General features: G+C 69.2%; 25 protein-coding genes and 1 riboswitch. Of the genes, 17 read left to right on the forward strand and 8 right to left on the reverse strand.

Annotation, left to right across the window (positions count from 1 at the left end; translation table 11 throughout):
* Nucleotides 1–12: 12 nt before the first annotated feature.
* The 8 genes from ACFVV5_RS15935 to ACFVV5_RS15970 all read left to right on the forward strand — a co-directional run bounded on the left by ACFVV5_RS15935 (nucleotide 13) and on the right by ACFVV5_RS15970 (nucleotide 11680).
* Complete coding sequence (locus ACFVV5_RS15935; protein WP_387246042.1) at nucleotides 13–1257, forward strand: ROK family protein; 1245 nt, start codon at nucleotides 13–15, stop codon at nucleotides 1255–1257.
* 303 nt (nucleotides 1258–1560) lie between these two features.
* On the forward strand, nucleotides 1561–2910 hold the full coding sequence (locus ACFVV5_RS15940; RefSeq protein WP_387246044.1) for an extracellular solute-binding protein: 1350 nt from the start codon (nucleotides 1561–1563) through the stop codon (nucleotides 2908–2910).
* Between the two features lie 6 nt (nucleotides 2911–2916).
* Nucleotides 2917–3879, forward strand: a complete 963-nt coding sequence (locus tag ACFVV5_RS15945; RefSeq protein ID WP_387246046.1) for a carbohydrate ABC transporter permease — start codon at nucleotides 2917–2919, stop codon at nucleotides 3877–3879.
* Between the two features lie 8 nt (nucleotides 3880–3887).
* On the forward strand, nucleotides 3888–4724 hold the full coding sequence (locus ACFVV5_RS15950; protein ID WP_387246254.1) for a carbohydrate ABC transporter permease: 837 nt from the start codon (nucleotides 3888–3890) through the stop codon (nucleotides 4722–4724).
* Nucleotides 4725–4753: 29 nt separating this feature from the next.
* The gene (locus ACFVV5_RS15955) at nucleotides 4754–7768 is read left to right on the forward strand and encodes an alpha-mannosidase (RefSeq protein ID WP_387246049.1); all 3015 of its coding nucleotides are present in this window, start codon (nucleotides 4754–4756) and stop codon (nucleotides 7766–7768) included.
* A gap of 116 nt (nucleotides 7769–7884) precedes the next feature.
* The gene (locus ACFVV5_RS15960) at nucleotides 7885–8547 is read left to right on the forward strand and encodes a response regulator (RefSeq protein WP_387246051.1); all 663 of its coding nucleotides are present in this window, start codon (nucleotides 7885–7887) and stop codon (nucleotides 8545–8547) included.
* Entirely contained in the window at nucleotides 8544–10241 is a 1698-nt protein-coding gene (locus ACFVV5_RS15965; protein WP_387246053.1) for a hypothetical protein, read from the forward strand. The genes ACFVV5_RS15960 and ACFVV5_RS15965 overlap by 4 nt, the downstream gene beginning before the upstream one ends.
* 389 nt (nucleotides 10242–10630) lie before the next feature.
* Nucleotides 10631–11680 (forward strand): hypothetical protein, encoded by a 1050-nt coding sequence (locus tag ACFVV5_RS15970; RefSeq protein WP_387246055.1) that lies wholly within the window; start codon nucleotides 10631–10633, stop codon nucleotides 11678–11680.
* Between the two features lie 34 nt (nucleotides 11681–11714).
* Here ACFVV5_RS15970 and ACFVV5_RS15975 read toward each other — a convergent pair whose 3' ends face one another.
* The 4 genes from ACFVV5_RS15975 to ACFVV5_RS15990 are packed head-to-tail and all read right to left on the reverse strand — an operon-like array spanning nucleotide 11715 to nucleotide 14139.
* Nucleotides 11715–12374 carry an NUDIX domain-containing protein gene (locus tag ACFVV5_RS15975; RefSeq protein WP_387246057.1) on the reverse strand — a complete coding sequence of 220 codons (660 nt, stop codon included), beginning with the start codon at nucleotides 12372–12374 and terminating at the stop codon, nucleotides 11715–11717.
* Between the two features lie 49 nt (nucleotides 12375–12423).
* Nucleotides 12424–13476, reverse strand: coding sequence for a YihY/virulence factor BrkB family protein (locus ACFVV5_RS15980; RefSeq protein ID WP_387246059.1), 1053 nt, complete (start codon nucleotides 13474–13476; stop codon nucleotides 12424–12426).
* Nucleotides 13463–13711: a DUF3618 domain-containing protein gene (locus ACFVV5_RS15985; RefSeq protein ID WP_387246061.1), complete on the reverse strand. Its 249-nt coding sequence runs from the start codon at nucleotides 13709–13711 to the stop codon at nucleotides 13463–13465. The genes ACFVV5_RS15980 and ACFVV5_RS15985 overlap by 14 nt, the downstream gene beginning before the upstream one ends.
* The gene (locus tag ACFVV5_RS15990) at nucleotides 13708–14139 is read right to left on the reverse strand and encodes a phage holin family protein (RefSeq protein WP_387246063.1); all 432 of its coding nucleotides are present in this window, start codon (nucleotides 14137–14139) and stop codon (nucleotides 13708–13710) included. Before ACFVV5_RS15990 ends, ACFVV5_RS15985 begins: the two co-directional genes overlap by 4 nt.
* A 149-nt stretch (nucleotides 14140–14288) precedes the next feature.
* Between ACFVV5_RS15990 and ACFVV5_RS15995 the strand changes: the two genes are divergently transcribed.
* From ACFVV5_RS15995 to crcB, 3 genes are all read left to right on the forward strand, one after another.
* Nucleotides 14289–14813, forward strand: a complete 525-nt coding sequence (locus ACFVV5_RS15995) for a universal stress protein (protein ID WP_387246065.1) — start codon at nucleotides 14289–14291, stop codon at nucleotides 14811–14813.
* Nucleotides 14814–14890: riboswitch (Fluoride riboswitch) on the forward strand.
* A 21-nt stretch (nucleotides 14891–14911) separates the two neighbouring features.
* Nucleotides 14912–15343, forward strand: a complete 432-nt coding sequence (locus ACFVV5_RS16000; RefSeq protein ID WP_387246067.1) for a fluoride efflux transporter FluC — start codon at nucleotides 14912–14914, stop codon at nucleotides 15341–15343.
* Nucleotides 15340–15714 carry a fluoride efflux transporter CrcB gene (gene crcB, locus ACFVV5_RS16005; RefSeq protein WP_387246068.1) on the forward strand — a complete coding sequence of 125 codons (375 nt, stop codon included), beginning with the start codon at nucleotides 15340–15342 and terminating at the stop codon, nucleotides 15712–15714. The genes ACFVV5_RS16000 and crcB overlap by 4 nt, the downstream gene beginning before the upstream one ends.
* 13 nt (nucleotides 15715–15727) lie before the next feature.
* Here the strand turns inward: crcB and ACFVV5_RS16010 are convergent, their stop codons facing one another.
* Nucleotides 15728–16090, reverse strand: coding sequence for a nuclear transport factor 2 family protein (locus tag ACFVV5_RS16010; protein ID WP_387246070.1), 363 nt, complete (start codon nucleotides 16088–16090; stop codon nucleotides 15728–15730).
* 190 nt (nucleotides 16091–16280) lie between these two features.
* Here ACFVV5_RS16010 and ACFVV5_RS16015 point away from each other — a divergent pair, with 190 nt between their 5' ends.
* Entirely contained in the window at nucleotides 16281–16613 is a 333-nt protein-coding gene (locus ACFVV5_RS16015) for a YciI family protein (RefSeq protein ID WP_387246072.1), read from the forward strand.
* Between the two features lie 227 nt (nucleotides 16614–16840).
* On the opposite strand, the gene ACFVV5_RS16020 is transcribed toward ACFVV5_RS16015, so the two are convergent.
* Nucleotides 16841–17290 (reverse strand): MarR family winged helix-turn-helix transcriptional regulator, encoded by a 450-nt coding sequence (locus ACFVV5_RS16020; RefSeq protein ID WP_387246074.1) that lies wholly within the window; start codon nucleotides 17288–17290, stop codon nucleotides 16841–16843.
* A 161-nt stretch (nucleotides 17291–17451) separates the two neighbouring features.
* On the opposite strand from ACFVV5_RS16020, the gene ACFVV5_RS16025 reads away from it, so the two are divergent.
* Nucleotides 17452–18648 (forward strand): MFS transporter, encoded by a 1197-nt coding sequence (locus tag ACFVV5_RS16025; protein ID WP_387246076.1) that lies wholly within the window; start codon nucleotides 17452–17454, stop codon nucleotides 18646–18648.
* Between the two features lie 13 nt (nucleotides 18649–18661).
* Here the strand turns inward: ACFVV5_RS16025 and ACFVV5_RS16030 are convergent, their stop codons facing one another.
* On the reverse strand, nucleotides 18662–19156 hold the full coding sequence (locus tag ACFVV5_RS16030; protein ID WP_387246079.1) for a pyridoxamine 5'-phosphate oxidase family protein: 495 nt from the start codon (nucleotides 19154–19156) through the stop codon (nucleotides 18662–18664).
* A gap of 87 nt (nucleotides 19157–19243) precedes the next feature.
* On the opposite strand from ACFVV5_RS16030, the gene ACFVV5_RS16035 reads away from it, so the two are divergent.
* Nucleotides 19244–19723, forward strand: coding sequence for an META domain-containing protein (locus tag ACFVV5_RS16035; protein ID WP_387246081.1), 480 nt, complete (start codon nucleotides 19244–19246; stop codon nucleotides 19721–19723).
* A 94-nt stretch (nucleotides 19724–19817) separates the two neighbouring features.
* Entirely contained in the window at nucleotides 19818–20123 is a 306-nt protein-coding gene (locus ACFVV5_RS16040; RefSeq protein WP_387246083.1) for an NIPSNAP family protein, read from the forward strand.
* Nucleotides 20124–20292: 169 nt separating this feature from the next.
* Here ACFVV5_RS16040 and ACFVV5_RS16045 read toward each other — a convergent pair whose 3' ends face one another.
* Complete coding sequence (locus ACFVV5_RS16045; protein ID WP_387246085.1) at nucleotides 20293–22221, reverse strand: BglG family transcription antiterminator; 1929 nt, start codon at nucleotides 22219–22221, stop codon at nucleotides 20293–20295.
* A gap of 248 nt (nucleotides 22222–22469) precedes the next feature.
* Between ACFVV5_RS16045 and ACFVV5_RS16050 the strand changes: the two genes are divergently transcribed.
* Together ACFVV5_RS16050 and ACFVV5_RS16055 are read left to right on the forward strand one after the other, a co-directional pair.
* A complete protein-coding gene (locus ACFVV5_RS16050) occupies nucleotides 22470–22841 on the forward strand; it encodes a PTS sugar transporter subunit IIB (protein ID WP_387246087.1) in 372 nt (123 codons plus the stop codon).
* Nucleotides 22834–23100, forward strand: a complete 267-nt coding sequence (locus tag ACFVV5_RS16055; RefSeq protein ID WP_387246089.1) for an HPr family phosphocarrier protein — start codon at nucleotides 22834–22836, stop codon at nucleotides 23098–23100. Before ACFVV5_RS16050 ends, ACFVV5_RS16055 begins: the two co-directional genes overlap by 8 nt.
* Nucleotides 23101–23160 lie beyond the last annotated feature (60 nt).

Consider the following 23160-nt stretch of genomic DNA (forward strand, 5'->3'; position numbering starts at 1 on the left):
GAAGGAGGTCGCATGCCGAGAGGAGCGAATCTCCCCGCCATCGCTGCGTTCAACGAGACCGTCGTGCTCGACGCGATCCGGCGTTCCGGCCACGGGATGAGCAGGGTCGAGCTGGTGGGACGGACCGGCCTGTCCGCGCAGACCGTCACCAACGTGAGCCGCCGGCTGCTCGGGCAGGGGCTCATCCGGGAGGCTGGGAAGCAGATCGACGGACCGGGCAAGCCGCGCACCATCCTGGAGCTGGAACCGACCGGCTCGTACGCCGTGGGCGTGCACCTCGACCCGACGGTCATCACCGTCGTACTGCTGGATCTCGAGGGCTCGGTGGTCGAGCATCTGCGGCGGCACTCGCCGGTCTCCGGCGACTCGGGGGAGACGATCGCGATCGCGGCGGAGGCGATCGCCGAGCTGCTGGCGCGGTCGGGCGTCGACCGCCCGCGGGTGAGCGGCGTCGGGGTGGCGGCGCCCGGCCCCATCGACGTCGGGAACGGCGTCGTGGTTCGGCCGCCGCTCATCCCGGGCTGGAACGACCTGCACCTGCGCGACGAGCTCACGGCGGCGACCGGCCTGCCCTCGCTGCTGGCGAAGGACGTCACCGCTGCGGCGGTCGCCGAACGCTGGCGCGACCCGGCCGGCGCGAGCGGCAATTTCGTCTTCGTCTACTACGGGACCGGCGTGGGCGTGGGGATGGTGCTGGCCAGGGAGGTCTACACCGGCGCCTCGCAGAACGCGGGCGACGTCGGGCATGCGATCGTCGACCCGGGAGGCGCGCTCTGCGCGTGCGGCCGCCGAGGCTGCTACGGGGAGTCGGTGCGGCCCTACCGGCTGGTCATGCAAGGCATCTGGGCGGGCGCGCTCGCGGCGCCTGGAGGGGTCACCGTGCCGGACGGCACGGACCTCGACCTCGACGTGGAGGCGGTCGACGAGCTGTTCACCGAGCTGACCCGGGCGGCGGACGCCGGGGACGCGGCTGCTGCGAGCATCCTGGACCGCTCGATCCGCAACTCGGCGCTGTACCTGTCGAATCTCGCGGCGCTGCTCGACGTCGACCGCATCGTGTTCGGCGGGCCGTCGTGGGCGCGCGTGGAGCAGCGTTACCTCGCGCAGCTCCCCGAGCGGATGCGCGAGATCGACATGAGCATCCTCACGCATCCCGTCGACCTCGCGTCGAGCGCGGTCGGCGAGGACGTGGCGGCCGTCGGCGCCGCCTGCCTGGTGCTCGACGCCGCCTTCTCGCCGCGCGCCAACCTGGTCTGACCCGCGGCGCCGCCGCGATGCCGGGCCGCGGCTGGCGCGACGTGCGGCTGCGCGACCCGGCACCGGCCTGAATTCAGGAGATCCGATCGCGCCGACGCCGCCCGAGCCTGTTTTCAGGAGCCGGCGGTCGGCGCCCCGCGAAAACTCCTGAATTCAGGCGGGAGGACGAGGGGCGCGCGATAACTCTTCGGGAAATGTTCTGACAAAGTCTTGTGCCGTAAATCAAATTGATTTATAAATTACGACAGGGTCCGGATCGAGGGCGTGAGAGAGCCCACCGGACATCGAAGCAAAGGAGCATCGATGAAACGCAGCAGGATACTGGCCGCCGCGGTGGCCGCGTCCACGCTCGTCGCACTGGCCGGATGTTCGTCATCCGGTTCGAGCGACGGGAAAACGATCAAGGTGGCCTACCAGGACTTCGGGTCCGACCTCATGAGCGTCTTCATGAACAAGGCCAAGAAGGGTTTCGAGGCAGCCAACCCCGGCGAGAAGGTCACGCTGGTACCGATCAAGGCCGCTGAGAACGACTACTACACCAAGCTCTCGCTGATGAACCGCAGCGCGGCCACGGCTCCCGACGTGCTCTACGAAGACACGTTCCTGATCCGCTCGGATGCCCAGGCCGGCTACCTGGAGCCGCTCGACTCGTACGTGGCCAAGTGGGGCGACTGGTCGCAGTTCTACGACAACGCGAAGGACGCGGGCAAGGGCGACGACGGCAAGATCTACGGCGTCTCGATGGGCACCGACACGCGTGGCCTCTGGTACAACAAGGACATCTTCGCCAAGGCCGGCCTCCCCACCGACTGGAAGCCGACCAGCTGGACCGAGGTACTCGACGCGGCCAAGACCATCAAGGCGAAGGTGCCCGGCGTCACGCCGATCAACATCTTCTCCGGCAAGGCCGGCGGCGAGGCCAGCTCCATGCAGGGCTTCGAGATGCTGCTCTACGGAGCCAGCGAGAACGGCCTGTACGACGCCTCCTCCAGCAAGTGGATCACCGGCTCCAAGGCCTTCACCGACTCCCTCGACGTCCTCAAAGACGTCTACCAGGGTGGTCTCGGCCCGTCGCAGGAAGTGACGAGCGACACCAACTACCAGAACATCGTCACGAGCCAGCTGCTCCCGCAGGGCAAGCTCGCGATCAACCTCGACGGCTCCTGGGTGTCGAACACCTGGCAGAAGGGCGGCGCGACGCCGTGGCCCGAGTGGAACACCGTGATGGGCACGGCTCCGATGCCGACGCAGACCGGCGACAAGCCGGGAAGCATCAGCATGTCGGGCGGCTGGACGCTCTCGATGGGCTCCAAGAGCAAGGCGAAGGACGAGGCGTTCAAGTTCATCTCCTACGCCCTCAACAAGGAGAACTCGCTCGACTTCGCCATCCAGCTCAGCCAGATCCCGGTTCGCAAGGACGTGGCGGCCGACCCGTCGTACGCCAAGGCGAACCCGACCTCCGAGTTCTTCTCGTCGCTGGTGGCGGTGACCAAGTTCCGTCCGGCGACGCCTGACTACTCGAAGATCTCAAACGGTATCCAGGTGGCGATGGAGTCGGTGATGACCGGCCAGCAGTCGCCGGCAGAAGCCGCCAAGGCGTACGACGACACGGTCGTCGGAATCGTCGGGAAAGACAAGACGAGTTCGGAGTAACGCCCTGTGACGTCGACAATCGACGCCGTCGGCACCGACGCGCGCGGCCGGGGGATCTCCCCCCGGCCGCAGCGCCCGGAGCGCACGGCACGTTCGCGCAAGACTCGGCGGTCGTTAGCACGGGCTGTTCCGCTGATCCCGGCCATCGGCCTCCTGGTCGTCTTCCTGGTCGGCCCCATCCTCGCCTCGTTCTACGGCTCGTTCACCAACTCGGCGCTCACCGGCTCGGCTGCGGCATCCACTGAGTGGATCGGCTTCAAGAACTACATCGACCTGTTCAACAGCCCCGACTTCCCCGTGGCCGTCGTGCTCACCCTCGTGTTCGTGATCGGCTCGGCCGTGATCGGGCAGAACGTGATGGGCATGATCCTGGCCCTGCTGATGCGGTCGGGAGGCCGCGTCGTCGGCGCGATCGTCTCGACGTTCGTGGTGGGCGCCTGGGTGCTGCCCGAGATCGTGGCGGCCTTCGCGTCGTACGCCTTCTTCAGCTCCAAGGGCACGTTGAACGCCATGCTCTCGACGTTCGGGATCGTCGGCCCCTCGTGGCTGTTCGTCTTCCCCATGCTGTCGGTCATCCTCGCCAACACCTGGCGGGGCACCGCCTTCTCGATGCTCGTCTACTCGGCGGCGCTGTCGGAGGTGCCGCCGGAGATCACCGAGGCGGCCGAAGTCGACGGCGCCAACGGGGTGAAGCGGTTCTTCCTGGTGACGCTGCCGATGATCCGGCGCAGCATCTCGACCAACCTCATGCTGATCACCCTGCAGACGCTCTCGGTGTTCACGCTCATCTATGTGATGACCGGCGGCGGCCCCGGCAACAAGAGCATGACGCTGCCGGTGCTGGCCTACCAGGAGGCGTTCAAGTTCTCCGAGCTGGGCTACGGCACCGCCATCGCGACCATCCTGTTGCTCGTCGGCGCGATCTTCGCCTTCGTCTATGTCCGCGCACTGAAATCGGAGGTGGACTGATGAGCTCGATGCGCTTGTCCTCACCCAACGGCACCGCCCTCAGGTGGACGGCCAACATCCTGCTCATCGTCATCGGCATCGTGTTCGTGCTGCCGATGGTGTGGGTGGTGCTCGCGTCGTTCGACGGGGGCGCGACGCTCGCGGTCGCCTGGCCCAAGCAGTGGACGTTCGACAACTTTCAGAAGGTGCTGACGCCCGACCTGGCGTTCATCCCGCTCTGGAACAGCCTGCTGCTGTCGGCCGGATGCGCGATCCTGACGGTCATCGTGGCGGTTCTGGCCGCCTACCCGCTGTCGCGTTACCGCAACCGGTTCAACAAGCCGTTCCTCTACGCCATCCTGTTCGGCACCTGCCTGCCGATCACGGCGATGATGGTCCCGGTCTACAGCCTGTTCGTGGCGCTCAACCTGATCGACTCGCTCGGCGGCACCATCCTGTTCATGGCGGCCTCGTCGCTGCCGATGGCGATCTGGATGACGAAGAACTTCGTCGACGCGGTGCCGATCTCGCTGGAGGAGGCGGCCTGGGTTGACGGCGCCTCGAGCATGAAGACGCTCTGGACCGTCGTCGTCCCGCTGGTGCGGCCGGGCATCGCGGTGGTTTTCATCTTCGTGTTCGTGCAGGCGTGGGGCAACTTCTTCGTGCCCTTCGTGCTGCTGCTCAGCCCGGAGAACCAGCCGGCCGCGGTCAGTATCTTCACCTTCTTCGGCCAGTACGGCGCGGTGGCGTACGGGCAGCTCGCTGCCTACTCGCTCATCTACTCCGTTCCGGTCATCGCACTGTACGTGCTCGTCTCGCGGGTGCTCGGCGGTTCGTCGGCGCTCGCCGGGGCGGTCAAGGGCTGAACGCCCGTACATCTATATAAGGAGTCTCGTTGTATCAGCAGAACCAGCTCGTCGAGTTGCGCGTGGACCGGTTCGTCCGCGAGCGCCTCGCCCCCGCCGTGGAGCGCGCGAGCGTGCCCGTGACGATCGAAGCGTGGGAGGTGCCGGATGAGCCGGTGCCGTTCGCGCAGGCCGTCGCCGCGACTTACGCGCCGTTCGCGGTCGGTCGCCCGTGGGGTCGTCCGTGGGGCACAGTGTGGTTCCGGCTGACCGGCACCGTTCCGGCCGAGTGGGCGGCCGATCCCGACGATGTCGAGCTGGTCGTCGACCTCGGCTTCACCGCCGGCCAGGTCGGGTTCCAGGCCGAGGGCCTCGTGTACGCGCTGGACGGCAGCATCCTGAAGGCCATCGAGCCCTACAACGGCTACGTCCGGCTGCGGGCGGCTCCCGGCGATTCCTTCGAGGTGTTCGTCGAGGCGGCGTCGAACCCGGATGTCGGCAGCGAGTTCGTCGACTTCGTCCCGACGAAGCTCGGGCGCAAGTCCACGGCGCCGCAGACTCCGATCTATACGCTGCGGCGCATGGACGTGGTGCACCGCGACCGCGAGGTCTGGGAGCTGATCCAGGACATCTGGACCGCGCACGGCCTTGCGACGCAGCTGCCTGCGACGTCGCCGCGCCGGGCATCCCTGTTCGCCGCCCTCGACGCCGTCGTGGATGCTGTCGACCCGTTCGACGTGCACGGCACGGCCTCCGCGGGCCGGTCCGTGCTGGCGCCGGCGCTGGCGTCGCCCGCCGCGGCGACCGCCCACCGCGTCTTCGCCGTCGGCCACGCGCACATCGACTCGGCCTGGCTGTGGCCGGTGCGCGAGACGATCCGCAAATGCGCTCGCACCTTCTCGAACGTGCTCGACCTGATGGACCAGGACCCCGACTTCGTCTTCGCCTGCTCGTCGGCTCAGCAGTTCGCCTGGATGAAGCAGTTCTACCCGAAGCTGTTCGAGCGCATCCGGGCGCGGGTGGCCGAGGGCCGCTTCGTGCCGGTGGGCGGCATGTGGGTGGAGTCGGACACGAACATGCCCGGCTCCGAGGCCCTCGCGCGGCAGTTCGTGGAGGGCAAGCGGTTCTTCCTCGAGGAGTTCGGCTTCGAGCCGAAAGAGGTGTGGCTGCCCGATTCGTTCGGCTACACCGGCGCGCTCCCGCAGATCGCGCGGGCGGCCGGAGCCGACTACTTCCTCACCCAGAAGATCTCGTGGAACGAGAGCAACCGGTTCCCGCACCACAGCTTCGACTGGGAGGGCATCGACGGCACCCGCATCTTCACCCACTTCCCGCCGGTCGACACCTACAACTCCCAGCTCTCCGGCGCGGAGCTCGCGCACGCCGAGCAGAACTTCCAGGACAAGGACCGGGCGAACACCTCGCTGGTGCCCTTCGGCTACGGCGACGGCGGCGGCGGACCGACGCGTGAGATGGTCGCTGCGGCCCGTCGCACGGCCGATCTCGAGGGATCGCCGATCGTGCGCGTCGCCACTCCGGCCGAGTTCTTCGCAGCGGCATCCGCCGAGTTCGACCCCGCGCCCGTGTGGGCCGGAGAGCTCTATCTCGAGTTCCACCGCGGAACCTACACGTCGCAGGCGCGCACCAAGCAGGGCAACCGCCGGAGCGAGCACCTCCTGCACGAGGCCGAGCTGTGGGCGACCACGGCCGCTGTGCGCACCGGGGCCGAGTATCCGGTCGCCGCGTTGCGCGAAGCCTGGCAGACGGTGCTGCTGCAGCAGTTCCACGACATCCTGCCCGGGTCGTCGATCGGCTGGGTGCACGACCAGGCGGTGGAGAACTACGCCGCGGTCGCCGCCTCGCTCGAAGGCCTGATCGCGCAAGCGGTCGCGGCACTCGGTGGCGGAGCGGCCGACGGAGTCGTCTTCAACGCGTCGCCCTACGCGGTCGACGGGGTGGCGGCGTTCGGCGCAGCAGCGCCGGTGGTGGGCACGGATGCGCGGCTCGAGCGTGACGGCGACGCTCACGTGCTGTCGAACGCTGTGCTGAGCATCCGGATCGACGCCTCGGGCCTGATCACGTCGATCGTCGAGCGGGCGACCGAGCGCGAGGTGCTGCCGCCCGGAACGCGGGCCAATGTGCTGCAGCTGTTCCGCGACACCCCCACGCAGTGGGACGCCTGGGACGTCGACGTCGAATACCGGCGGTCGGCTGTCGACCTCACCGAGCTCGACAGCCTCGAGGTGGTGGCCGACACGCCCGAGCGCGTCGGGCTGCGGATCGTGCGCAGCTTCGGCTCCTCTGTGGTCACGCAGACGGTCTCGCTCGCCGCGGGCTCACGCGCCCTCGACATCGAGACGCACGTCGACTGGCACGAGAGGCAGCGGATGCTCAAACTCGCGGTTCCCGTCGACGTGCACACCGCATCCGCCCGCTCCGAGATCCAGTTCGGACACATCGACCGTCCCACCCACACGAACACCAGCTGGGACACGGCCCGCTTCGAGACCCCCGCGCACCGCTGGGTGCACGTGGCGGACGCGACCTTCGGCGTGGGCGTGGCCAACGATGCGACCTACGGGCACGACATCACCCGGCACGCCCGCGAAGGCGGCGGGACGTACTCGCTCGTGCGGCAGACCCTGCTGCGCGCGCCGATGTTCCCCGATCCCGAGGCCGACCAGGGCGAGCACACGCTGCACTCGGCGATCGTCGTCGGCGGAGTCGAGAGCGCGATCGAGGAGGGCTACCGGCTCAACCTGCCGGTGCGCCCTGTCTCGAGCGCCCCGGTCGAGCCGCTGGTCGCATCCTCGCGCCCGGCTGTGGTGATCGAGACGGTCAAGCTCGCCGAAGACGGCTCCGGCGACGTGGTCGTGCGACTGTACGAGTCCCACGGTTCGCGGGCGACCGCGACGATCTCGACCACCTTCCCGCACACCGGGGTGACCGAGACCGACCTGCTCGAACGCGAGACGGCAGCGGATGCGGTGTCCGCGTCGGACGCGTCCGGCGCGACGGTCTCGCTCCGCCCCTTCCAGCTCGTCACGCTGCGTTTCGCACGCTGACGCCCGAACCACCCGCCCCGGGCCGCGCGAACCCCGGGGCGGGTGATCCTCCCCGACCCCGAATTGGGGTACCGGAGCGGCTGGAACGCCCCCACCGCGCGGTTATCCTGACGAGCATGACGGCTGGCGAATGGACGAGACGGGCGCTGGTGGTGGAGGACCACGCGCTCATGCGCTCCCTCATCGCCGACGCTCTGCGCGGCCGTGGCTTCGCCGTCGAGGCGTTCGGGCGGGCATCCGACGCCCTCGACGCGTTCGAGTCGTTCGACCCCGATCTGCTCATCACCGACATCGACCTCGGCGAGCGGCCCAACGGCGTCGAACTCGCCGGCGTGATCCGTTCACGGGCGCCGCACGTGGCCGTGGTCTTCCTCACCAACCTGTCGCGTGAAGCCGCCTCGGCCCGGGCCCGCGATGTCGTAGCAGGCGCGTCGTTCGTCAACAAAGGCGCGATCGAGTCGATCGACGAACTCGTGGACGCCGCCGACGCAGCCCTCGACGACCGCCCCCTCGCCCGCGAGCTCGCGCCGCGCACCGCTCAGGCGGCGCTGCACGTGCTCACCAGCACCCAGCTCGAAACGGTTCGGCTGCTGGCTGCCGGCCTCTCCAACGCCGAGATCGCCCGCCGCCGTGACGTGTCGGTGCGCGCCGTCGAGAAGAGCGTCGAACGCATCTTCGCCGCGCTCGGCCTGTCGGGGGACGACAGCATGACGCCGCGCGTTGCGACGGCGGCCGCCTACATCGCGACCTACGGCGACCCGGCCACGGGGCTCGGATGATTTCGCCGAGCACGCTCCGGCTGCTGTCCCGAGCGACCGGGCCGAGCGCCATCACCGAGTGGACCTGGCTGGTCACCGCACCGTTCGCGCTCACGGTGATGTCGGGGATGCAGTACGTCGAGATCACGGAACCCGCGGGCGCCATCTGGATGGTCGCGGCCCTCGGGCACGTCGGCGTGGGCATCCTGATGCTCATCGCGTATTTTCTGATCAAGCCGTTCCGCGGCGCGTTCCGGGCCCCTGCGGTGGTGACCGTGTTCGCCGCCATCGGCCTGGTGCGCCCCTTCCTGTTCCTCGCATCCGCCGCGATCCTCGGCTACTCGGTGCAGGTGGGCGACCTCGGTTCGAGGATCGCCATCAACGTCGTGGTGTGCGTCGCCGGCTTCTCGCTGATCGCGATCAGCGTCGACCTCGTGCGCGAGCACTTCGGTGTTCTCCGCCGGCTCCGGGCGGTACAGCGGGCCGCGCAGGCCGACGGCGAGAACGGCCGCCGCCGCATCGAGACGCTGCGCGAGAGGGCCGTCGACGAGGTGCTCGCGCGGATCGACGAGACCGTGCGGCCGGCCATCCGCCCCGGACTGCCGGCGAGCGAGGCATCGAAACTCCTACGTTCGATCGCGAACGACATCGTGCGCCCGGTGAGCCACGACCTGTTCGACTCCGCCGACGACCCCACCGCGGCAACCGACGCCGCCGAACTGCCACGACCCCGGATGCGCGACTGGCTCGCCGCCGCCCTCACGGGTCTGCAGCCGGCGCCGGCCGGCCTCACGGCTGCGCTCTTCGTCGCGCTCGTCATCCCGTATGCGCTCGGAACGTACGGTCCCGCGGTCACGGCGGTGCACTCGGTGGTCGGCGGCGCACTGCTCTACGCGGGCAACCGCGCGGTGAGCGCTCTCGCCCGCCGGGCATCCGGAGCCGCCGCGACGATCGTGATCATCGTCGGGTATGCCGTCACGGGGGTCGTGGTCGCGCTCGAGAGCACGGTGCTCCTCGCCGGACTCGGGCTCACCACGGAGCGCCTCTGGTTCCAGGCGGCGCTGTACCCGGTCATCGCCTGCGCGGTGGCCCTGGTCGGCTCCCTCTCGACGCGGCTCGGCGAGGACGCACGCGAGCTCGAGGAGTCGCTGCAGACGAGCGTCGCCACAGCGGCGCGGGTGCGCGCGGCCTACGACCACGAGCGCACCGGGCTCGCCAGCCTCCTGCACTCGGGGGTGCAGGCCGATCTGATCGCCACGGCGCTCGCCCTCAGTGCCGGCGACGACGCGGATGCCGAGCGCACGGTTCGCGAGGCGGTCGAACGCGTCCGCACCGAGCTCGAACGGGAGCATCGCGACGACCCGGCCCCGCGGGAGCAGCTCGCGAGGCTCGTCGACAGCTGGAGCTCGGCGATGCCGCTGGAGGCGACCATCGACGATCACGTCTGGGGGCGCCTGGACGACGCGGTGCGCTGCCAGGTGGTGGTGGATGCGGTGTCCGAAGGGCTCGCGAACGCGGTGCGTCACGGGGACGGGTCGCCGGTGGGTCTGGCGATCCGTCCGAGCATCCGGGACGGCGTGACGGTGATCGTCAACTCGGGCGGGCGGCTCCTCCGTGCGCGGCCCGGCATCGGACTTCGAGACCTCTCCAGACATTCTGAGGTGATTCTGAGGGAGCGGCCCGGAGGGGTCGAACTGGCCGTCTCCGTGCCGTGAGCGGGGCCGGCGAATCCGCCGACCGAGAAGCCGGACGGGCGATGTCGTACTGACCGTACCCCCCGAAAACCTACCGCTCACCGGGATGTACGCTCGCTCCAGTCGAGAAGGTGGCGGGATCGTCACACGATCCCTCCCGGCTCGCCCCCGGACAGAGGGGCACTTTCTGCATGACCCGAACATGCAGGAAGGGCCCCTCCGGACTCGGCACTTCGTCGTGTCAAGTTCCCTCCCAGGCGGTTTAAGGCCATGATGGTAAGTACGCGTTGCGCCAAGCCCGGCGCTCTTCCCCCGCCCAGAAAGCCCCCGACTTGCCCCACTCCAGTGCTCCGCTGCGGTCTCGCCGCACGTACAGAGCCCCGATCGTCGTCGGTGTCCAGGAGTCCCCCGTGACTCCAGACGACGCCGCGGTGCTCGACGATGGCGGGCAGAGGTGGCAGAGCAGGCGCGACAGGCTCGAGCACGAGCGCACGGCGGCTCAGCCGACGCGGTCGTCGCGGAGCGGGCGTGTGTCGCGGCGCGAGGCGTCTGTGCAGGGAGCGCCGTCGGCGCGGCGCGAGGCGTCAGCACGGCGTGAGCCGTCGGCGCGGCGTGAACCGTCGGCGCGGCGCGTGGTCGCCGCCCAGCGACCGGTGCCCAGTGAGCGAGCGGCATCCACGCACGGCATGCGTGGGGCGTTCGCCCGGCTCCGCGGCGGGAACAAGCGCCGTCTCGGCTTCCATGCCGTCGTCTTCCTGGCGTTGTCCGCGTTCTTCGGAACCGCGGCCCTCCCCGCCTACGCCACCTCCGACACCGCTTCGGTCGCCGGAGACACCCGCGTCGCGCTCGCGGTGCAGACGCTCACCGGCGGTGGCACCGCCGCCATCCAGACGGTCGCACGCGACGGCTACTCGGTCGCCGAGGCCAGTGCGGCGCTCGACTCCACTGAGAACACATTCGTCTCGCCCACCGTCCAGGCCCTGGCCACCCAGCTGATGGGCGCCGTCGCCACCGGCCGGCTCGTCGGCTCGACGCCCGACCACATCCCCGAGATCGCCAACCTCGCCGAAGGCAAGGCGGTGCCCGAGTGTGGCATCGACTACCGCGTGCTGCAGGCCATCTCGATCGCGCTCGACCACTTCCGGCAGGTCGGCGTGAGCGACATCAACCGCCGATGCACGGGCCAGATCGAGGGCGCCGGAACCGACTCGTCGCACTACGCGAACGGCGGAGGCCACGCCGTCGACTTCTACCTGCTCGACGGCCAGGCCCTCAGCGGCGGCGACGCCAAGTCGGTGGAGCTCATCGACATCCTCGACCCGCTGGTCCCCGCCGGCTCCGGACTCGGGCAGGTCGGCTGCCGCTCCTCGATCGGCCTGACCAACTTCGTGCCCTTCGACGACACCTGCAACCACCTGCACATCGACTTCGGCAACGCGACGGGCTACGCCCTCAAGTAGCGGCTGCGCCCGGCGGGAGCCGGCCGGGAGCGGGTCAGAAGAGGTTCAGGGCCGCCCACTGCAGCAGGACGGCTGTCTTGCCGTCGACGATGCGACCGTCGTCGAGCATCCGGAGCGCCTCGTCGTAGCCGACCACCACCGGCTCGATCTCTTCGCCCTCCGCCTCGACGCCGCCGCCCCCGCTCACATCGGCCGCGGCGTAGGGGGCGGCGAAGAAGTGCACGCGCTCCGTGACCGAGCCGGGACTCATGAACAGGTCGAACAGGTGCCGCAGCGCGCCGACGGTCACCCCGAGCTCCTCGGCGGCCTCGCGGCGGATGGCGTCCTCGGGGGAGTCGTCGTCGAGCAGCCCGGCCGCCGCCTCGACGAGCAGTCCGTCCGGGTGGCCGTTGACATACGCCGGAAGACGGAACTGACGCGTCAGAAGAAGTGTGCGGGCATCCGGGTCGTAGAGCAGGATCGTCGCGCCGTTGCCGCGGTCGTACGTCTCGCGGGACTGCGTGGTCCACTCGCCGTCGCGCCCGCGGAATTCGAAGGTCGTGCGCCGCAGCACGTGCCACCCGTCGGAGGTCACCTCGACATCGCGGACGCGCACATCCGGGTTGCGGTCGAGGTCGCGCCCGACCAGGTGCAGGCCGGTGCGGCCGCGCGAGTCAGGTGACGTGGTGCCGGGCGTGACGGGGTCGGAGCTCATGGTCCGAGCCTAACCAGCGGACCCGGAACTCCCGCTCCACCCCGAGACCTCACACCTCCGGACGATACCGCCGCCGGACCTCGCGGGCGGCGAGAATGTCCGCGTCCGCGGCATCCCGAGCCTTCGCGAGCGCCTTCGACGACGCCAGGGGAAGCCGCAGCTCGGTGTCCGCCTCGATGCCGCTCACCAGTTCGCGGGCCCGTTCGACCTCCGAGTCGAGTTCTGCGCCGAGGAGCAGCGCGACGTTGGCGATCCAGATCCACAGCAGGAAGACGATGATCCCGGCCAGGGTGCCGTACGTCTTGTCGTAGCTGCCGAAGTTGGCCACATAGAAGGCGAACAGCGCCGACGCGACACCGAGCACGACGATCGCGGCGAACGAACCCGTGGTCAGCCAGCGGAACCTCGTCTGCCGCACGTTCGGCGTCGCGTAGTAGAGCAGAGCCACCAGCAGCACGAGTGCGATCACGAGCACCGGCCATTTGAGCACCGACCACACCACTTGAACCGTCTCGCCGATCCCGAGCGCGTCGCCGATCGCCGTCGCCACCGGCCCGGACACGACGAGCATCAACGCGATCAGGGCGACCAGCAGCAGTGCTGCGATCGTCACGCCGAGCTGGGTTCCCCGCAGCGACACCACGCCGCGTCCCTCGGGGGCCCCGTAGATCCGATTGAGAGCGCGACCGAAGCCCCCGACGTAGCCCGACGCCGACCACACGGCGCCGACGATGCCGATGGCGAGGGCCCAGCCGCTGGCAGGGGAGGAGGCGAGGTTCTCGATCGGCGCGCGCACCGCATCCAGGGTGCCCGGCGCCAGCTGCTCGACGACCCCGAACAGGGCGTCGATCCCGGCCGTGCTCTGGCCGATCAGGCCCAGGATGCTCACCAGCGCGATCATCGCCGGAAACAGCGAGAGCACACCGAAGTAGGTGAGACCGGCGGCCAGATCGGTGGTCGCATTCGTGGTGAAGCTGCGCATCGTGCGCTTCAGGATGAAGCCCCACGGCAGCTTGAACCACGAGACCCGGTGCATCCCCTCGATGCGCCCGACCGCCTTCGCCCGTGGCGAGCCGGAGCTCCCGCTGTCAGCGACCGCCACGCGACCGTCCCCGCGTCAGCATGAGCACAGCGCCGGCGGCGGCACCCACCATGGCCAGGAACAGCCCGGCGAAGAACACGGGGTGGGAACGGATCTGCACGCCCGGGTTGAACGTGGCGAAGAGGTCGTCGAGCGTGGAGGCGACCTCGTCCCTGGTCTGCTCGAGGTCGAGCTGGATGGTGTGGATGCCGGCATCCTTCGGCAGCGGCGGGCGCTCGGGTCGGCCGTCGGTCACGGTCGCTCTCCCTTCAGGGCGCGCAGGTCGTCGCCCAGTTCCTGCTTGAGGTCGTCGGGCACCGGGGGCAGCCCGCGCTTGAGGCTGGCGCGGCCGATCAATGCCGCGATGCCCGCGAGCAGCAGCAGGATGCCCGCCACCACCAGAGCAGCCAGCCAGGCGGGCAGGATGAGGGCGAACGCGAGGATCGCAGTGGCCACGAGCGCGCAGAGCGCGAAGAACACGAAGATCAGCGCGCCGACGAGCAGGCCGACCCCGACCCCGGCCGCTTTGGCCTTGGCCGTCATCTCCGTCTTGAACAGCAGCACTTCGCTCGCGACCAGTCGCCGCAGCTGGGCGACCAGGTCCCTGGTCAGCTCCGGCAGCGGCCGGAGGCCCCGCGTCGTACGTCGCCGCTCGCGCGGAAGAGGCGGCTTCTCGAAACTCATCGGGCTCCCTTCTGGCACGGCCGGTCTCTGGCGACCGTACCCCACCCTGCTGCCGGAGCCAAGGGTCCGCGGCATCCCGCGTGAGTGGTGTACGGCATCCCTCGCCGCGCCTCTGGACGGCGGATGCTCCCGCCCACCACACTGGACACATGAGCGGCACCGACCACACCCTGCGCGGAGGCATCCTCGTCGCCGTCGTCGCGGGACAGCCGGTGACGGTGCTGGAGCAGGCGGCCAGGCTGGCCGACGACCTCGACGTCCCGCTGGTGTGCGCGAACGTCGACCCCAATCGCTACCTGGTGTCCAGCTACGTCGACGGGACCGTCGTGGCGCTCCCGTACGACCCCGATCTGCCCGAGGTGGAAGAGGAACGGTTCGACCCGGAGCTGGAGGAGCAGGTGCGCAGGGTCCTCGCACCGCTCGGTGTGCCCTTCTCGCTCGAACAGCTCGCCGGCGATCCGGCCTGGGCGCTGGCGCGACTGGCCGAAGAGGTGGATGCGCGCTACATCGTGGTCGGAACGCGTGAGGCGGGGATCCGCGGGAGCATCCGGGAGTTCTTCAACGGCTCGGTGGCCGTGCATCTGGCGCACCGGCAGCACCGTCCGGTGATCGTGATCCCGACCGCACCGGTCGAGGGCGACGGGCGGCTGCCGTGGGAGGAGCCGCCGGTATAGTAGGCGAACGGCGATGGATCTCGCCGGGGCGCCCGGTCGCCCGAACCGCATCGGATGCTGATAGTTCCTACGCTTCTCGGTTGAAGGGTGGACTCTGCGTGTCATCGAAAAGGGTGGTGCCGGTGCACCTGCACTGGCGGTACATCGCACTGGTCTTCGTCGGCGGCATGCTGGGCACGGCGGCCCGCTACCTGGTCGCGGCGGCCATCCCGACGGTCGCCGGCCTGCCGGTCGGCACGTTCTGCATCAATGTCGTCGGGGCTTTCGTGCTCGGGATGCTCCTGGAGACGCTCGCGCTGCGGGGCTCGGACACGGGGATGCGCCGCAACGTCCGCCTGTTCGCCGGCACCGGCATCCTCGGCGGGTTCACGACGTACAGCGCGTTCGCGGTCGACGCCGACGGGCTGATCCTGGCCCAGAACCTCGGCGGGAGCATCCTGTACGCGATCGCGACGATCGTCGTCGGAGCCCTCGCATCGGTCGCGGGAATCGCGCTCGCCGCACGAATCGGCCGGATGGCGGTCCGGTGACGCCGCTGCTGGTGCTCGCGGTCGGGGTCGCGGGCGGGGTCGGCGCGGTGGCGCGGCTGGTGCTCGACGGGGTGCTGCGCAGCCGTTTCGCCGTGAACTTCCCCCTCGGAACGACGGTCATCAACGTGAGCGGCTCGCTGCTGCTCGGGCTGGTCACCGGGCTGGCGCTCACGCACGGGCTCCCGACGGAGTGGAGGGCGGTCCTCGGCACCGGCTTCCTCGGCGGCTACACGACGTTCAGCACGGCGAGCTACGAGACCGTGCGGCTCGCGCAGCAGCGACGGTACCGCGCCGCGCTGGTCAACGGGTTCGGGATGATGGTGCTGGCGCTCGCCGCAGCCGGGCTCGGTCTCTTGCTGGGCTCGCTGTAGTCGTGTGTGGCTCCTATTCCTCTGTGGCGTCCTGTTCCATCCACCACTCGGTGAACTCTTCGGCGCGGCCATCCGGGGCCAGTCGAACGAGCCACAGATTGCTGTAGATCGGGCCGGCGTGATAGTCGGTCACGCCTTCGACGAAGTACAGGGGACCATCCTGACCCACCAGACGCCACTCGAAGGTGGCGGCACCGGGCTCGTCCTGGGCGTCCAGCCAGCCTTCGACGATCTCGAGGTGGCCGTCCCACGGTTCGGCGAACGGCTCGGTGCGGTACGAGCCGTCCTCCGTGAAGAGTGCGCGGATGTCGTCGGGGTCGTTGCTCTCCCATGCTCGGCGGTACAGATCGATCCAGGTCGTGATCGCGTCGCTCATGGCACCGTTATACGCCCCCGAACTGGGCCGGCGCCAGAGTGGTGCCGGTGAACACCGGGGGCGCGGGCGGCCCGATTCGGACGGGTTTCAGAAAATCTTCGGCGGTTTAGTCGAATTGTCGTGGTGCCTGCGCGACGTCCTCACGTACCGTCACATACCGTCGCGTACCGTCACAACCAAGGAGGACGACATGAACTATCTGCTTCTGATCCGCACGGACACCGGAGCCGAGCCGTACCGCGCCGAAGACGACAACATCGAGGACTGGGTGGCTGAGCTCGAGAAGAGCGGCCGGCGCGCGGACGGCGACCGGCTGCGGCCGATCGAGGAGGCCAAGACGGTGCGACTGCGCCAAGGCCGTCTCGACGTCACGGACGGACCGTTCGCGGAGGCGAAGGAGTGGGTCGCGGGCTACGACATCCTCGAGTGCGACAGCATCGATGAGGCCGTCGGGATCGCGGCGAAGCACCCGATGGCGCGGTTCGGTCGCATCGAGGTGCGCGAGATCTGGAAGTGGGAGTGAGCGCTTCGCTGACGCGCTCGCCCGGCGCAGCGCTCCGCTGACCCCCGTTATCCACAGGCTCGAGGCGGCCCCGCTCGCTGAGTTGGGTCAAAGTGTCGTTATGAGGGCCGAAATCGCGCCCATTACGACAATTTGCGACAACTCAGTGGCTTGTAGGTGCGGGATGGAGGTGAGTGGGCGGCCAGGGGCGTGAGCGCTGAGCGCGGCAACGCCCCTGAGCACTACAGCTAGTGCGCGAGGGCGAGCTGGGGGAGCGCCGCGATGAGGCCGGCGAGCTCGGGAACGCCGTTGGCTGAGGTCAGGGCGTTCTCGAGGGCCTCGTCGTGGATGGGGCGCGCCTGGTCGAGCAGCCGATGGCCTGCGGCGGTCAGCTCGGTGTAGATTCCGCGGCGGTCGTCGTCGCACAGGATGCGCGTGAGCAGTCCGCGCTCCTCCAGCCGGTTGACGAGGCGGGTCGTCGCGCTCGGGCTCAGGGCGCTGGCACGGGCGAGCTGCTGCATGCGCATGTGCCAGCCGTCCTGGCGGCTGAGGGCGTCGAGCACCGTGTACTCGACCACCGAGAGCTTGACCTCGGCGGTGAGGGAGCGTTCGAGCTCGTTCTCGATGAAGTTGTGGAGCGCAGCGAGTGTTCGCCAGCCCTGGGCGCGCACCTCGACGGCATCGTCGGCGATTCCCATGTCGGGCCTCTCTGTTCTGTTCGGTGGGCGAGCAGCCATTCGGCCGCCGGCCCGGCATCCGGGGTTGCAGGAAGTAGTTGCATGTGCAACTATTTATGACGCGTCTGCAACTAACAGGGTACGCGCATCATCGACTCGACCCAACCTGTCAGGGAGTTCTCATGCCCATCGGCCTCATCGCCCTCGCCCTCGGAGGTTTCGGCATCGGCCTCACCGAGTTCGTCATCGCCGGACTCCTGCCCGAAGTCGCCGCCGAGTTCCAGGTGGACGAGGCCGCCGCGGGCTGGCTCATCTCGGGTTACGCGCTCGCGGTCGTCGTCGGGGCGCTCGGTCTCACCGCCGCCCTCACGCGCGTCCCCCGCAAGGCGGCGCTCATCGGCCTCATGGTGCTCTTCATCGCCGGCAACGCTCTCTCCGCCGTCGCCCCGACCTACGAGGTCATGCTCACCGGCCGCATCCTCGCCGCCCTCTGCCACGGAGCGTTCTTCGGCATCGGATCGGTGGTCGCCGCCGGCCTGGTCGCCTCGGAGAAGCGGGCCGGCGCCATCGCAATCATGTTCACCGGACTGACCGCCGCCAACGTGCTCGGCGTGCCCTTCGGAACCCTGCTCGGTCAGGCGTTCGGCTGGCGTTCCACGTTCTGGGCCATCACGGTCATCGGTGTGATCGCCCTCGCCGGTGTCGCGCTCCTCGTTCCACGTTCCGCCGCAAAGAACCGCGGCGGGGGCCTCAGGCATGAGCTCACCGCATTCCGGTCCGGCCAGGTGTGGCTGTCGATCGTCGTCACCGTCCTCGGTTTCGGTGGGATGTTCGGAGCGTTCACGTACATCGCATACACACTCACCCAGGTCTCCGGGTTCGCAACGTCGGCGGTGCCGTGGCTGCTCATCCTGTTCGGCGTCGGGCTCTTCGTGGGCAACGCGCTGGGCGCGCGGTTCGCCGACCGCTCCCTCGACAAGAGCCTGGTGATCATCCTCATCGGCCTCGCCGTCGTGCTCGCCGGCTTCGCCCTGGTGGCGCCGAATCCGATTGCGACGATCGTGGCCCTGCTGCTGATGGGCGGGTTCGGTTTCGCGACGGTGCCCGGCCTCCAGACGCGCGTGATGAAGTACGCCGATCACGCGCCGACGCTCGCGTCCGGCGCCAACATCGCCGCCTTCAACCTGGGCAATGCGCTCGGCGCCTGGATCGGCGGGCTCACCATCACCGCCGGCCTCGGCTACACGTCGCCGCTCTGGGCGGGCGCCGCGATCACGGTCGGCGCGGTGGTCGTGATGCTGATCGCTGCGGCCACAGCCAAGCGCAGTGTCCGGATCGGCGTCGAGGCCGAAGTGCAGCACACAGTACCGGTGGGATAGGGCGAAGGCGGGGCTAGAGCTCCACGGAGCGGTTCTCGCCCACATCCGGAGGCCGATGGGTCACGGCGGCCCGCGCGATCTTGAAGGCGGTCACGATGCCTGGCTCGTGGGAGGCCCAGAACTCCGCGGAACTCGCGTGCACCAGCAGGAGGGCGACCTCGGGGTCGTCCTTGCCGGCGGGGAACCACGCCTCCATCGCGGGCGTCCACAGCTCGTCCACCTTCTCGCGGTCGTGCACCAGTTCGGCGGTGCCTGCGATCGACAGGTAGCCCTTGCCGGTGTCGTAGGCGACGTTCACGCTGGGATGCGCCCGGATGTCCGCGACCTTCGGACTCGGATCGTGGATGAGGAACCAGAGGTCGCCGTCGAACTCGGCCTCCTGGGTCGCCAGCGGGCGGGAGTGGAGGTCGCCGTCCACGGTCTGCGTGGTGAGGAGTGCCACCTTCGAGGCTTTGATCAGGGAGGCGATGGTCTCGAGGTCGTCATTGGTCGGTGCTGCGTCGGTCATGGCCGACACGGTACGCCGTGCACCGCCCACCGCAATCGGGGCGGGACTCCCGTTCCCTGCGGTGTCCGGCCTCGCTAGGTTGAAATCATGAAGACGCGTGCAGCCCTCGTCGCGCTCGTGACAGCGATCGCGCTCGCGGCCGCTGCCGCGCTCGCCGGCTGCTCGTCGGCGCAGCCCGAACCGTCGAGTCCGTCCGCGTCCGCGAACGCGTCCGCGACCCCATCCCCGTCCCCGACCCCGACCGTGTCGCCCTCCGCCGGCTCGTCCGCGGCGCCGACCGGATCGGCCTCGTCGCCCGTCGGCAGCTGGGGGGAAGACGGTGCCGGCAAGCCGAGCGCCGTCTTCAACAGCGACGGCACCGTCTCGGGCAGCGACGGCTGCAACCGTTTCAGCGCCACCTGGACCGACTCCGGCGGAACGATCGAGATCGGCGTTCTCGTCGCCACGCAGGTGGGCTGCCCGGGCATGGACACCTGGCTGACGATGATGAGATCGGTGAAGGTCGACGGCGACACGCTCGTCGTCTACAAGGGCACCGAGAAGATCGGCACCCTCGCCCGGGCGTGACCACGGCGTGCCGGGCCCGACGACCGCGCCCCCTAGACTCGCGGAGGGATCCCCCAACCACCCGACTCGCTCCGGCGGAAAGTGAGGCTCAGCTGTGATCACCGTTCATCTGCGCTACGAGATCGACCCCGCCAAACTGGCCGAGTTCACCGACTACGGTCAGCGCTGGATCCGTCTGGTCGACAAGCTCGGCGGAACCCATCACGGCTACTTCATGCCGAGCGAGGGCGACAGCGACGAGGCGTTCGCCCTGTTCACCTTCCCGTCGTTCGCCGAGTACGAGAAGTACCGTGCGGCGGCCGCCGTCGACCCGGAGTGCGTCGAAGCCGTGCGGTTCGCCAACGAGACCCAGTGCATCCGCCGTTACGAGCGCCGCTTCCTCTCGCCCGTCTTCGAGTAGGTCACGCGTCGATCGTGCGCGCCAGTTCGTCTTCTTGTCTCGTGTCTTAGAACCGGAGCTCCGAGTCGAGAGCTTCCACGAGGTTCCTGGCCGCCCGGACAAGCGAAAGACGTTTTGTGTCGGGTCAGCTGTTTCCGTCGGCCGCGCCCCACCCCTCACGACCCCGCCCTCACGAGTCGATGATGCGCACCAGCTCGTCGATGAACGCCGCGAACGTCTCAGAGCGCCGGATGAGCTGCAGCACGGCATCCCGGTCGGAGAAGACCTCCACGAACTGGTCGAACACCGTCTGAAAGCTCCCGCGCCCCGCGGCGTCGAAGGCGATGAACGCGATGACGTTGACCCGCGCATCCCCCCAGTCCATCGCCGTGTCGTTCACCACGATCGCGATCGCCGTCCGCTTGGCGCTCATCGTCATGGCGTGCGGAACGGCGAGCGAGTCCGTGAACGCCGTCGACGACATCTGCTCGCGTTCGATCGTGCGGTCGACGTACTCCTGGTCGATGGCGTCCGCTGCGATCATCCGGCCGCCCAGCGCCTGGATCATCGCTATCGGGTCGTGTGCGTAGAAGTTGCGCAGGAACAGCGACTCGTCGAAGTATTCGAGCAGGTCGTTCTTGATGCGGACGCGTCGGCGCTGCCGGCGGATGCGCGCGATGGCCTGGCGCGTGTGCTCGATGTCGGCCTCGGTGAGGAACGGCTGCACGACGATGGCGTTCTCCCGGTGGCCGCCCGGCTCGATCGTGGTGAGCACCAGGTCGGCGTCGATGGCGTCCCAGTCCGCGTCCGTCGAGGTGATCACGCTGGTGACATCGAGCTCGTCGCCGAGGGCGCTCTCGAGCCGTTCCCGCAGCAGGATGTGCATGTCGTAGTAGTTCGGGCAGACGACCGCGCAGGTCACCGCATCCCGACGCCGTGACTGCTGCTCGAGGTAGGCGCCGACATGCATCGCGATGTAGGCGATCTCGTCGTCGTTGACCACGATGTCCTCCGCGGTCTGCAGCCGGCTGGCGATGTACACGGCCAGCTCGTAGATCATCGGGTACGAGCTCTTGATCGAGCGGGTCAGCGGGTTGCGCGAATACGACTTCTCGTGGGCGCGAGCCACCAGGTTCTGCACGTGCAGGGTGAGCCGGACGATGAAGTCCTCGTCGCGCAGGTCGACCAGGTACTCTGCGGATGCCCGGGCGACGATGCCGCGGACCACCTCGAGGTCGTCGCCGCTCACGAACTCGGCGACGGTGGCCTCGCCGGCGCCGGGCGCGATCACCCGGGTGCGCAGCAGGATCGCCAGGTAGTGCAGTTCGGTCGGGTCGAGGGTCACGGCGAAGTGCCGGGTGATCAGGGCGCCGAGGTCGTCGGCCAGGAGCCGAATGGTCTCGCTCACGTCCGCGTCGGACGCCGCGGGGAGAGCGCGCTGCTTCTTCACGCGGTCGAGGGCCACCGCCATGTGCAGCAGCACGTCGTTGATGCCGTATTCGTTGACGAAGAAGCCGCGGGCGTCGAGCATCTCGACGAGGTCGGACTTGAACGCGGGCAGGCCCGGCGACGCGAAGGCCTCCTGGATGCGCGCCAGGTCGACGACGCCCTGCCGCATCTCGTCGCGGAACAGGCGGCTCAGCAGCTTGCGGCGCGCGATCTCGGGACCGGTGAGCTGCACGCGGCCGCCGTGCCGCGTAAGGGTGAGCTCTGTGTCGGCGAGGAGGCCGCGCATCCGGGTCAGGTCGGATTCGATGGTGGAGTCGCTGACGAAGACGCTCTCCGCGGTCTCGTACACGTCGATGCCGTCGGGCTCTTCGAGGACCCGGCGAACGAGGAAGACGAGCCGTTCCTGCGGCGAGCCCGCGGTGCCGTCCCCGCCGCCGGGCGCGGAGGACTCGTCGAGGAAGAGCCGGTAGGCGTCGTGGTCGAGCCGATAGCCCTGCGGACCGGACTCGACCGGCTCGAGCGGGGCGGCGGTCTCCTTGATCTCGGTCACATAGTTCCGGATGCTCCGCGTGGTCACACCGAGGTCGTGGGCCAGCTCGGCCGCGGTCACCCAGGCGTCACGGCGCGCCAGGATGTCCAGCATCCTCGCCTGCTTCGCCGGGAGTGCCACGGGTAACACGACCTTTCCGCGTGCGCTTCGCGCACGATTGCACCTGAGTAAACCACCTCGTCGGCGGTGCGCTGACGGGATTCGGGGAAGTTTCCGCCCCCGCGGAAGAAACGCTGCTGGATGGCGGGCATTCCCGGGGGCGAGCATGGCAACGATCCAGCCCGCAGCTCCACCGCTCGACTCGCTCGACATGTTCCACCCGTTCCATCCGCTCCTCGCTTGATCAGCAGTCCCCGAAAGGCAGATCGATGAAGATCCTCGTGGTGTGCGGCGCCGGTGCGTCCAGCACCTTCGTCGCACTGAAGGTGCGCAAGGCCGCCGCGGGCCGGGGGATCGCTGCGAGCGTCGAGGCCGGGAGCGCCGACCAGCTCGAGACGTTCGACGATGTCGACGTCGTGCTCGTCGGCGGGCACCTCTCCGCGAGCCTTCCCGCGCTCCGCGAGCGGGCCGCCGCCGTCGGCGCCGCTGTGGCCGTCCTCCCGGCCGTCTCGCCCGCCTCCCTCGCCGGTGACGACGCGCTCGACCTGGCTCTCGGCGCTGGCCCTGCGCGCGACAGCGACGGCACTATGGGAGCATCCTCTGCAATTTCGAGCCACACCGAAGGAGTACAGAATGGCTGAGCGGATCATCACTGTCGGATCGAGCCATGGGCTGCACGCCCGCCCGGCGAAGCTGTTCGTCGAGGCCGTCACCAAATCCGGCGCCGCCGTCAAGCTCACCAAGGAGGGCGGCAAGACCGTCGACGCCGGCAGCATCCTGGGTGTCATCTCGCTCGGCATCGACCACGGCGACAAGATCGTCCTCACCACCGAGAGCGCGGATGCCGAGGGCGTCCTCGACGACCTCGCCGAGATCCTCGCGACGGATCACGACGCCTGATCATGGCTGACACCACGACACGCGTCCTCACTGGAGCCGGCATCGGCCAGGGCATCGCCC

The sequence above is a fragment of the Leifsonia sp. NPDC058248 genome, from assembly GCF_042881905.1.
Lineage (GTDB): Bacteria > Actinomycetota > Actinomycetes > Actinomycetales > Microbacteriaceae > Leifsonia.

Coding starts and splice junctions, on each gene's coding strand:
- ACFVV5_RS15935 (WP_387246042.1), top strand. CDS start 13: ATGCCGAGAGGAGCGAATCTCCCCGCCATCGCTGCGTTCAACGAGACC.
- ACFVV5_RS15965 (WP_387246053.1), top strand. CDS start 8,544: ATGATTTCGCCGAGCACGCTCCGGCTGCTGTCCCGAGCGACCGGGCCG.
- ACFVV5_RS16025 (WP_387246076.1), top strand. CDS start 17,452: ATGCCCATCGGCCTCATCGCCCTCGCCCTCGGAGGTTTCGGCATCGGC.
- ACFVV5_RS16010 (WP_387246070.1), bottom strand. CDS start 16,090: ATGAGCGACGCGATCACGACCTGGATCGATCTGTACCGCCGAGCATGG.
- ACFVV5_RS16020 (WP_387246074.1), bottom strand. CDS start 17,290: ATGGGAATCGCCGACGATGCCGTCGAGGTGCGCGCCCAGGGCTGGCGA.
- ACFVV5_RS16050 (WP_387246087.1), top strand. CDS start 22,470: ATGAAGATCCTCGTGGTGTGCGGCGCCGGTGCGTCCAGCACCTTCGTC.
- ACFVV5_RS15995 (WP_387246065.1), top strand. CDS start 14,289: ATGAGCGGCACCGACCACACCCTGCGCGGAGGCATCCTCGTCGCCGTC.
- ACFVV5_RS15975 (WP_387246057.1), bottom strand. CDS start 12,374: ATGAGCTCCGACCCCGTCACGCCCGGCACCACGTCACCTGACTCGCGC.
- ACFVV5_RS16055 (WP_387246089.1), top strand. CDS start 22,834: ATGGCTGAGCGGATCATCACTGTCGGATCGAGCCATGGGCTGCACGCC.
- ACFVV5_RS15950 (WP_387246254.1), top strand. CDS start 3,888: ATGCGCTTGTCCTCACCCAACGGCACCGCCCTCAGGTGGACGGCCAAC.
- ACFVV5_RS16015 (WP_387246072.1), top strand. CDS start 16,281: ATGAACTATCTGCTTCTGATCCGCACGGACACCGGAGCCGAGCCGTAC.
- ACFVV5_RS16035 (WP_387246081.1), top strand. CDS start 19,244: ATGAAGACGCGTGCAGCCCTCGTCGCGCTCGTGACAGCGATCGCGCTC.
- ACFVV5_RS16030 (WP_387246079.1), bottom strand. CDS start 19,156: ATGACCGACGCAGCACCGACCAATGACGACCTCGAGACCATCGCCTCC.
- ACFVV5_RS15940 (WP_387246044.1), top strand. CDS start 1,561: ATGAAACGCAGCAGGATACTGGCCGCCGCGGTGGCCGCGTCCACGCTC.
- ACFVV5_RS15990 (WP_387246063.1), bottom strand. CDS start 14,139: ATGAGTTTCGAGAAGCCGCCTCTTCCGCGCGAGCGGCGACGTACGACG.
- ACFVV5_RS15960 (WP_387246051.1), top strand. CDS start 7,885: ATGACGGCTGGCGAATGGACGAGACGGGCGCTGGTGGTGGAGGACCAC.